Raw genomic sequence first — 9198 nt, 5'->3', positions numbered from 1 at the left:
CAGCCCCTGCCGCGCCGCCAGCCGCGAGCGGCCCGGCGATGAGCTCGGTGATCGAGCCGGCGGGGTCGAAGGGCGCGAGAGGTGCGGCCGCCGGCGCCGCCGGCAGGTCCTCCGCGGCGAGCGCCTGCGTGCGCGGGTCGGGCGCGTCGGCGACCGACAGCGCCTCCGTCGGCACGTCGACCGCGTCGATCGCCTGGGTCGGCACGTCGACGGAGTCGAGCGCCTGCGTCTCGAGGTCGTCGTCGCGCTCGCTCATGCGGAGATGCGCCTACGCGAGCCCGAGGTCGGTGAGGCCGATCGCGGCGCGGTACTCGTAGCCGGCGTCCTCGATGATCTGCTGCGCGCCGGTCGCCCGGTCGACGACGACCGCGACGGCGACGACGATCGCGCCGACCTTCTCGAGCGCCTTCGCGGCGGTGAGCGGCGATCCGCCGGTCGTCGAGGTGTCCTCGAGCACGATGACGCGCTTGCCCTCGAGGTCGGGCCCCTCGACCTGCCTGCCGCGGCCGTGGTCCTTGGGCTCCTTGCGCACGACGAACGCGTCGTAGGTCTTGCCGAGCGCGGCGCCCTGGTGCAGCACGGCGGCCGCGATGGGGTCGGCGCCCATCGTGAGCCCGCCGACGGCGGCGATGTCGGGGATGTCGCCGATCAGGTCGACCATGACCCGACCGATGAGCGGGGCGACGCGGTGGTCGAGGCTCACCCTGCGCAGGTCGATGTAGTAGCTGGCCTTCTTGCCGCTCGTGAGGGTGAAGTCTCCGTGGAAGACGGCCTCGTCGCGGATGTACTGGATGAGCTGCTCGCGCGCGTCGGTCACGCCCGCCAGCCTACCCAGCGCGTCCGATCGACCCGCGCCGAGCATCCGCCCCGGCCGGTCAGCGGCGCCGAATACGCTTGCCCCATGCGCATCGCCACCTGGAACGTCAACTCGATCCGCACCCGCCACGGCCGCGTCGTCGACTGGCTCGTGAACGCCGACATCGACGTGCTCGCGATGCAGGAGATCAAGTGCAAGGACGAGCAGTTCCCGCGCGAGGGCTTCGAGGCCGCGGGCTACGAGGTCGTCACGTGGGGCCTCAACCAGTGGAACGGCGTCGCGATCGCGAGCCGCCTGCCGATCACCGACGTCGAGGTCGGCTTCCGCGGGCAGCCCGGCTTCGCGAAGGGGCATGAGGGGCCGGATGCCCCGCTCGAGGCTCGGGCGCTCGGAGCGACGATCGACGGGGTCCGCGTGTGGAGCCTCTACGTGCCGAACGGCCGCGGGCTCGACGACCCGCACTACGACTACAAGCTGCGCTGGCTCGCCGCGCTCGCCGACGACGCGCAGGCGTGGATGGCGGCGAATCCCGGTGCGCCGATGGCTCTCACGGGCGACTTCAACGTCGCTCCGACCGACGCCGACATGGGCGACCCGAGCTTCGTCCCGGGCGTCTCGACGCACATCTCGCCGCCCGAGCGCGCCGCGTTCGCTCACTTCGAGTCGATCGGGCTCACCGACGTCGTGCGGCCCATCCAGCCCGAGGGGTACACCTTCTGGGACTACAAGCAGCTGCGGTTCCCGCGCAACGAGGGCATGCGCATCGACTTCATCCTCGGCACGCCCGGCTTCGCCGATCGGGTGGTGGATGCCCGGATCGAGCGGGAGCAGCGCAAGGGCGACGCCCCGAGCGATCACGTCCCCGTGCTCGTCGAGCTCGCCGGCGACGAGGACGACGATGACCGACCGATGATCTTCTGAGAGCCCGAGACCGCCCGTTCATGGGCGCCGACTAGGCTCGACCCCCGTGGGAATCGACGACTGGGCCATCGCCGTCATGGAGACGCTCGGCGTCGTCGGCGCCGGGCTGCTGGTCGCGATCGAGAGCCTGTTCCCGCCGATCCCGAGCGAGATCATCCTCCCCCTGGCGGGGTTCACCGCGAGCCGCGGCTCCTTCACGCTCGTCGGCGCGATCATCGCGACGACGATCGGCTCGCTCGTCGGCGCCCTCGGGCTCTACTACCTCGGACGGTACGTCGGCCTCGCCCGCCTGCGCCGCTGGGCCGACAGGGTTCCGCTCATGAGCTCGGACGACGTCGACAAGGCGATGATCTGGTTCGGCAAGCACGACAGGATCGCCGTGCTCACGGGTCGCTTCGTGCCGATCGTGCGCAGTCTCGTGTCGATCCCCGCCGGGGTCGAGCGCATGAACCTCGGGCTCTTCCTCCTGCTGACGCTCATCGGCTCGGGCATCTGGAACTCGCTCTTCATCATCCTGGGCTTCGTGCTCGGTGAGAACTGGACGGTCGTCGAGGCGTTCATGGGCCAGTACTCGCGCCTCATCCTCGTCGTCGCGGTTCTCGCGCTCGCGGTCATCGTCGTGCTGCGCATCCGCCGCCACCGCCGTGCGCAGAGCGCCGGCGACCCCTCCGCCGACATCTGAGCCTCGCCCCGCTGCGCGTGAATCGGCGTTCACGCGCATTCAGTGCGCGCCGATGGTCTTTCGCGCCTCTTTCATGCGCGGATCGCAACCATGAGCGGCGGTTTCCCGCTTACGCTCGAAACACCGCGCTCGAGCGACCGAAGGAGGACTCATGACCGACACCGCACGCATCTCCGTGCCCGTCATCGGAGAGCCCGAGGTCGTCGAGGATGCCCGTGCAGCGACCTCCGCCCTCGAGGCTCTCACGGCCGCCCAGATCGTCGCCGACCCGCAGTGGGCGGCGCTCAAGACCGCCGCCGAGGCGATCCGCCCGCACCAGGTCAAGGACGGCTCGATCCCCGACGAGACCGTCCACACCGAGGCGGCCGTCCACGTCGGCCGCATCGTCGAGGCGCTGCGCCACTTCGCCCCGCGCATCCCGTACGACACCGACTACCTGCTCGCGGCCGCCCGTGACTTCGAGAGCTGGCGCGACGGCGGGTTCGGCGTCCCCGACTTCTACGACGCGCTCGAGGCGTTCCGGCCGGCCGACCAGCGCCGCGACGGCGTCGCGCACCTCGTCGTCTTCCCGATGTACACGCAGAACGGCTCGACCGACCGGCTCGTCGAGGCCGTCGTCTTCGAGGTCATCTGGCCCGACTTCATCGCCGAGCTCGAGGCCACCGAGTACGGCAACGCCCTGTACCTCGGTCTGCGCTTCGCCGACTTCACCCCCGGATACGACACGAACTCGGCCGTGCTGTTCCCGGAGTCGGTCGCCGTCACCCCGCGCGTCCCCGCCGGAGCACCCGAGGGTACGCCCGCGCAGCTGCCCGTCTTCACCTGGGGCGCGATCTTCGCCGACCGCGAGGCCGCGCGCTACCGCCGCGTCGTCCGCGCCGCTGCCGAGATCACGAAGCTCGACCTGCCCTCCGGCGCCGCGGCGATGCTCGACGACCAGGAGCTCACCGAGCGCACCTTCGTGATGTGGGACATGATCCACGACCGCGCCCACATGCGCGGCGACCTGCCCTTCGACCCGTTCATGATCAAGCAGCGCATGCCGTTCTTCCTCTACACGCTCGAGGAACTGCGCTGCGACCTCACCGCCTTCCGCGAGGCCGTGCGCCTGCAGCGCGACGAGGCGACGGATGCCGTCACGCGCGAGCACGCCCAGCTGGTTCAGTACGCGGTCATCTTCGATCGCATCTTCCGCTTCTCGATCACCGGCACCCGCACCCGCAACTACGACGGCGTCGGCGGGCAGCTGCTGTTCGCGTGGATGCACCAGAAGGGCGTCCTGCACTGGACGGACACGCAGCTCGCGATCGACTGGGACGCCGTGCCCGACGTCGTCGTCGCGCTGAGCGACGCGATCAACGAGCTCTACTGGTCCTCGATCGATCGCCCCAAGGGCGCGCACTGGCTCGCGGCGTACGCGCTCGTCTCCTCGACGCTCACGCCGCACCCCGCCTCTCAGTGGGCCGCCGGGCTGCCGCGCGAGGTGCTCGAGGGCCCGCTCAAGGGCTGGACCGACCTCGTGATGGACGACGAGTTCCCGCTGTCGATGTTCTTCGAGGCGCTGCAGAAGAAGATGGCGCTCGTCATCGAGTCGACCGCGGGCATCACGGGGTCCACGGACACCGCCGCGACCGACGCCGAGTGAGCGGCGCGACTAGCCTCGACGGCATGACCGAGCCCGCCGCCGCCCCCTCCTCCGCCCACGACCGCACGGTCGTCGTCGCGGGAGCGGGCGGCGCCGCGGGCCGCGAGGTCTGCGCCGCGCTCACGGCGGCGGGCGCCTACGTCGTCGCCGTGAGCTCGCGGCCCGACACGATCGAGGAGATCGCGGCGGCCGAGACGCACGCCCTCGACCTGGCTGACGCGGATGCCGTGGCCGAGTGGGCGGCGGCGCTCCGCACCCGGCGCCCCTCCATCGACGGCCTCATCCACCTCGTCGGCGGGTGGCGGGCCGGAGCCTCCGACGACGACTGGGAGTGGCTCGAGAAGCGCGTGCTCAGCACCCTGCGGGTGACCTCGCGCGAGCTGCGCGACGACCTCAGCGCGTCGAGCGCGGGGCGTCTCGCGATCGTGAGCAGCGCATCCGTCGCCGCACCCCGCTGGGGCATGGTCAACTACGTCACCCTCAAGACGGCCGCCGAGACCTGGGTGCAGGCGCTCGCGAACGGCTGGCGCGTCAAGGGCACGCCCACGGCCGCCGTCACGTTCGTCGTCGAGTCGCTCGACGGCGAGGGCGTCATCGATGCGCTCGCGCAGTCGGTCGCCGCGCTGTGGGACCTCCCGCACGAGAAGCTCAACGGCGTCGTCGCGACCCTCGGCGACGACGCGCCCGTCGAGTAGCCGCACGTACCCGCACGAGAGAATGAGCGCGTGACCCGACTCCACGACACGACCTACCGAGGCTTCGCGAGCGACAACTACGCGGGCGTCCACCCCGAGGTGCTGCAGGCGATCGCCGACGCGAACGAGGGCCACCAGATCTCGTACGGCGAGGACCAGTACACCGAGCGCCTCGCCGACGTCGTGCGGCAGGAGTTCGGCGAGCAGGCCGAGGTCTTCCCGGTCTTCAACGGCACGGGCGCGAACGTGCTCGCCCTGACCGCGCTCATGCCGCGCTGGGGCGCCGTCATCGCGAGCGGCACCGCCCACATCCACACCGACGAGGGCGGAGCTCCCGAGCGCGTGAGCGGCCTCAAGCTCTTCACGGTCCCGACGGCCGACGGCAAGCTGACCCCCGAGCTGATCGCGACGGAGGCCTTCGGCTGGGGCGACGAGCACCGCGCGCAGCCGCTCGCCGTGAGCATCACCAACACGACCGAGCTCGGCACGCTGTACACGCCCGACGAGGTGCGCGCGATCGCCGACTTCGCGCACGAGCACGGCATGGCGCTGCACCTCGACGGCGCGCGGGTCTGGAACGCGGCCGCAGCGCTCGGCACCTCGATGCGCGCGTTCACCGCCGACGCCGGGGTCGACATCCTGTCGCTCGGCGGCACCAAGAACGGGCTGCTCGGCGCCGAGGCGATCGTCGTCCTCGACCCGGCGAAGGCGCCCGGCCTCCTGTACCTGCGCAAGATGAACATGCAGCTCGCGAGCAAGATGCGCTTCCTCTCGGCGCAGCTGCTGACGCTCTTCGACGGCGGGCTCGGCATGCGATCGGCGTCGCACGCGAACGCGATGGCCGCGCGCCTCCGGGCGGGCCTCGAGCGGATGCTCGCCGACGGCTCGGTGCCCGCCGACTCCCTCGGATTCAGCCAGGCGACCGAGGCGAACGCGGTCTTCGCCGTGCTCGACAACGCCGTCGCCGATCGGATCCGCGAGCGCGTGCGCTTCTACGACTGGGATCGCGCGCGCGGCGAGGTCCGCTGGATGTGCGCGTTCGACACGACCGAGGGCGACATCGACGCGTTCCTCGCGGTCGTGCGCGAGGAGCTCGCCCGCTAGCCGACGCTTCCTGGGTGCCTGTCCCGGCGGACGAGGAAGAATGCCCGGCATGTCCGTCTTCGAGAGCCGCCCGTGGCTCGCCCAGTACGCGTCCGGCGTTCCGCACGAGATCGCCCCGCTCACCCAGTCGCTCGTCGACATGATGGACGAATCGGTGCGCCGCTTCGGCTCGCGCATCGCCCTCGACTTCTTCGGCGCCGAGACGACGTACGCCGACCTCGGCGAGCGCATCGAGCGCGTCGCCGGCGCCCTCGCCCAGCGCGGCGTGACGGCCGGCGACCGCGTCGCGCTCGTCCTGCCGAACTGCCCCCAGCACGTCATCGCGTTCTACGCGGTGCTGCGGCTCGGCGCGATCGTCGTCGAGCACAACCCGCTCTACACGGCCGCGGAGCTGCGCCACCAGTTCGAGGATCACGGCTCCCGCGTCGCGATCGTCTGGGACAGCACGGCGGCGACCGTACGGAGCTTCGCCGACGAGCTCGGCATCGCGACGATCATCGGGGTCGACGTGACCCGCGCCATGCCGCTCGGGACGCGGGCGATGCTCCGGCTGCCCGTGGCGAAGGCGCGCAGCTCACGGGCGGCGCTCACCGCGGGCTCGCTGCCCGAGGGCGTGGAGCCCTGGGCCGCGCTCGAGCGCGGTGCGCGGCTCGCGCCCGGGCATCCGCGCCCCGCTCTCGACGACATCGCCGCGCTGCAGTACACGAGCGGCACCACCGGGCGACCCAAGGGCGCCATTCTCAGCCACCGCAACCTGCGCGCCAACGCCGCGCAGGGGCGCGCGTGGGTGCCGGGGCTGAGCGAGGGCGACGAGGTCGTCTACGCGGCGCTGCCGATGTTCCACGCCTACGGGCTCACGCTGTGCCTGACCTTCGCAATGAGCATCGGGGCGCGCCTCGTGCTGCTGCCGAAGTTCACGGTCGAGCTCGTGCTCGCAGCCATGCGGCGCACGCCCGCGACCTTCCTGCCCGCGGTTCCGCCGATCTACCAGCGGCTCGCGACGGGCGCGGCCGATGCGGGGGTCAGCCTCGACGGCATCCGGTTCGCGATCTCGGGGGCGATGAGCCTGCCCGTGAGCATCGTCGAGCAGTGGGAGGCGGCGACGGGCGGCCTGCTCGTCGAGGGCTACGGCATGACCGAGTCGTCGCCCGTCGCCGTCGGCAATCCGATGGGGCCGACGCGGCGACCGGGCACGGTCGGCGTGCCGTTCCCGAGCACGGACATCCGCGTCGTCGACCCGGAGGACCCGACCGTCGACCGCGGGGTCGGCGAGGAGGGCGAGCTGCTGCTGCGCGGCCCGCAGGTGTTCCACGGCTACTGGAACCGACCGGACGAGACCGCGGCCACCCTCCTGCCGGGCGGCTGGCTGCGCACGGGCGACATCGTCACCGTGTCGCCCGACGGCTTCGTCACGATCGTCGACCGCATCAAGGAGCTCGTCATCACGGGCGGCTTCAACGTCGCGCCGAGCGAGGTCGAGGCGGTGCTCGTCGCGCACCCGAGCGTCGAGAGCGCGGCCGTCGTCGGGCTCGACTCCCCGCAGGGCGGCGAGGAGCTCGTCGCCGCAATCGTGCTCGCCGAGGGCGCGAGCCTCGACGCCGACGCGCTGCGCGCCCACGCCAAGAGGAGCCTCGCGGCCTACAAGGTGCCCCGCCGATTCCTGGTGCTGGATGCTCTTCCCACGTCGCTCATCGGGAAGGTGCTGCGGCGCGAGGTGCGCGAGCAGCTCGCCGCTCAGGACGAGGCGCGCTGAGCGGGTTCCAAGGCCCGGGGCGGAGGATGAGCGCGTGACTGAACCCGAGCCGCGCATCCTGCGCCCCGGCGACCCCGGCTATACGACCGCCGACGATGCGCAGCGCCTCGGCCCGGTTCGCTCTGCGGCCAGCGCGGCGCGCGAGGCGATCCGCCGGAACCCCCGAGCCGACTCGGCCTACCGCACGGGCGTCAAGGTCGTCGGCGGCACGACCGTCGGCCTCGGCGTCGTGCTCATGCCGCTGCCCGGCCCGGGCGCGCTCATCGCGCTCGGCGGTCTCGCCATCCTCGGCACCGAGAGCCCGCGGGCGAAGAGGCTCAACCAGCAGGGTGTCGCGCTCGCGAAGAAGGCCGCGGCCGCGGCGCGCGCCCGTCGCGAGGCGCGCCGCGCACAGGAACCTCTGCGGGAGACCGGACGGACGGAGACCCCGCCCCGGGCGTAGCGTGGAGCCCATGCGATTCGGACTCTTCATCCCCCAGGGCTGGCGCCACGACCTCGTCGACATCGACCCGAACGACCAGTGGGCGGTGATGAAGCGCCTCGCGCTCCACGCCGACGCCGGCCGGTGGGAGTCGATCTGGGTCTACGACCACTTCCACACCGTGCCGGTGCCGAGCGAGGAGGCGACGCACGAAGCGTGGACGCTCATGTCGGCCTTCGGCGCCGTCACCGAGCGCGTGCGCCTCGGCCAGATGTGCACGTGCATGGGCTACCGCAACCCCGCCTACCTCGCAAAGGTCGCCACGACGGTCGACCACGTCTCGGGCGGTCGCGTCGAGATGGGCATCGGCGGCGGCTGGTACGAGCACGAATGGCGCGCCTACGGGTACGGCTTCCCGGAGATCGGCGACCGCCTGCGCGCGCTCGACGAGGGCGTGCAGATCATGCGCCAGGCCTGGTCGCAGGGCACGGCGACCCTCGACGGCCGCTACTTCCAGGTCGACGGGGCGATCGTTCGGCCTCTGCCGGTGCAGGAGCAGGGCATCCCCCTCTGGATCGCCGGAGGCGGCGAGAAGGTGACGCTGCGGATCGCGGCGCAGTACGGGCAGTACACGAACTTCGCGGGGCAGCCGGAGGAGTTCGTGCGCAAGAGCGAGATCCTGCGCGGGCACTGCGAACGGCTCGGCACGAGCTTCGAGGCGATCACGCGGTCGTCGAACTTCAACACCGTCATCGGGCGCGACGAGGCCGAAGTCGCCGACCGCATCGCCGCGATCGAGGCGCGCATGGCGCGATTCATCGGCGAGGAGCGCGCGACGAAGGCCGTCGCCGACCTGCGCAACGGGACGGGGCTCGCGGGCACGCCCGAGCAGATCGTCGAGAAGCTGCAGGGGCTCGAGAAGCTCGGGATGACGTACGCGATCACGTACTTCGCCGAGGCCGCCTACGACACGAGCGGCATCGAGCTGTTCGAGCGCGAGGTCATGCCGGCCCTCGCGAGCTAGATGTAGTTCCCAGGCAGGTTGTTCAGGTCGAGCTCCTCCAGGCTTGAGGGTGTCTAGTCGCTCTCACCTGAAGGAGCCCGATGGAGCTTCACGCTAATGCCCGTTTGTCTGTTGAAGGTCGACGACTGCTGTGTCG

At 71.6% G+C, this 9198-nt stretch carries 9 protein-coding genes and 1 pseudogene; 8 read left to right on the top strand and 2 right to left on the bottom strand.

Translation table 11 applies throughout. The features are described 5' to 3' along the window. A pseudogene (locus Q7T15_RS04050) lies at positions 1-256 on the bottom strand (hypothetical protein); the annotation flags it as partial. Positions 257-268: 12 nt separating this feature from the next. Beyond that, a complete protein-coding gene (gene pyrE, locus Q7T15_RS04045; RefSeq protein ID WP_304693528.1) occupies positions 269-817 on the bottom strand; it encodes an orotate phosphoribosyltransferase in 549 nt (182 codons plus the stop codon). An 84-nt stretch (positions 818-901) separates the two neighbouring features. Between pyrE and Q7T15_RS04040 the strand changes: the two genes are divergently transcribed. From Q7T15_RS04040 to Q7T15_RS04005, 8 genes are all read left to right on the top strand, one after another. Beyond that, on the top strand, positions 902-1738 hold the full coding sequence (locus Q7T15_RS04040) for an exodeoxyribonuclease III (protein ID WP_304693526.1): 837 nt from the start codon (positions 902-904) through the stop codon (positions 1736-1738). 46 nt (positions 1739-1784) lie between these two features. Next, positions 1785-2420 (top strand): DedA family protein, encoded by a 636-nt coding sequence (locus tag Q7T15_RS04035; protein WP_304693524.1) that lies wholly within the window; start codon positions 1785-1787, stop codon positions 2418-2420. 151 nt (positions 2421-2571) lie between these two features. Next, a complete protein-coding gene (locus tag Q7T15_RS04030; protein WP_304693522.1) occupies positions 2572-4065 on the top strand; it encodes a DUF6421 family protein in 1494 nt (497 codons plus the stop codon). A 23-nt stretch (positions 4066-4088) separates the two neighbouring features. Continuing rightward, complete coding sequence (locus Q7T15_RS04025; RefSeq protein ID WP_304693521.1) at positions 4089-4760, top strand: SDR family NAD(P)-dependent oxidoreductase; 672 nt, start codon at positions 4089-4091, stop codon at positions 4758-4760. A gap of 30 nt (positions 4761-4790) precedes the next feature. After that, the gene (locus Q7T15_RS04020) at positions 4791-5864 is read left to right on the top strand and encodes a low specificity L-threonine aldolase (RefSeq protein WP_304693519.1); all 1074 of its coding nucleotides are present in this window, start codon (positions 4791-4793) and stop codon (positions 5862-5864) included. Between the two features lie 49 nt (positions 5865-5913). After that, positions 5914-7617 carry a long-chain-fatty-acid--CoA ligase gene (locus Q7T15_RS04015; RefSeq protein WP_304693517.1) on the top strand — a complete coding sequence of 568 codons (1704 nt, stop codon included), beginning with the start codon at positions 5914-5916 and terminating at the stop codon, positions 7615-7617. 34 nt (positions 7618-7651) lie between these two features. Beyond that, entirely contained in the window at positions 7652-8059 is a 408-nt protein-coding gene (locus Q7T15_RS04010; protein ID WP_304693515.1) for a PGPGW domain-containing protein, read from the top strand. A 10-nt stretch (positions 8060-8069) separates the two neighbouring features. Then, positions 8070-9062 carry an LLM class F420-dependent oxidoreductase gene (locus Q7T15_RS04005; RefSeq protein ID WP_304693513.1) on the top strand — a complete coding sequence of 331 codons (993 nt, stop codon included), beginning with the start codon at positions 8070-8072 and terminating at the stop codon, positions 9060-9062. Positions 9063-9198: the final 136 nt, after the last annotated feature.

Source organism: Microcella sp. (assembly GCF_030645145.1).
In the GTDB taxonomy this organism is placed as follows: domain Bacteria; phylum Actinomycetota; class Actinomycetes; order Actinomycetales; family Microbacteriaceae; genus Microcella.
The sequence above is the reverse complement of the archived record's forward strand: the minus strand, read 5'-3'. Positions and strand labels throughout refer to the sequence as shown.

Bases quoted from the DNA above. Each gene is read 5' to 3' on its own strand.
- Q7T15_RS04040 (WP_304693526.1), top strand. From the start codon at position 902: ATGCGCATCGCCACCTGGAACGTCAACTCGATCCGCACCCGCCACGGC.
- Q7T15_RS04030 (WP_304693522.1), top strand. From the start codon at position 2,572: ATGACCGACACCGCACGCATCTCCGTGCCCGTCATCGGAGAGCCCGAG.
- Q7T15_RS04025 (WP_304693521.1), top strand. From the start codon at position 4,089: ATGACCGAGCCCGCCGCCGCCCCCTCCTCCGCCCACGACCGCACGGTC.
- Q7T15_RS04015 (WP_304693517.1), top strand. From the start codon at position 5,914: ATGTCCGTCTTCGAGAGCCGCCCGTGGCTCGCCCAGTACGCGTCCGGC.
- Q7T15_RS04005 (WP_304693513.1), top strand. From the start codon at position 8,070: ATGCGATTCGGACTCTTCATCCCCCAGGGCTGGCGCCACGACCTCGTC.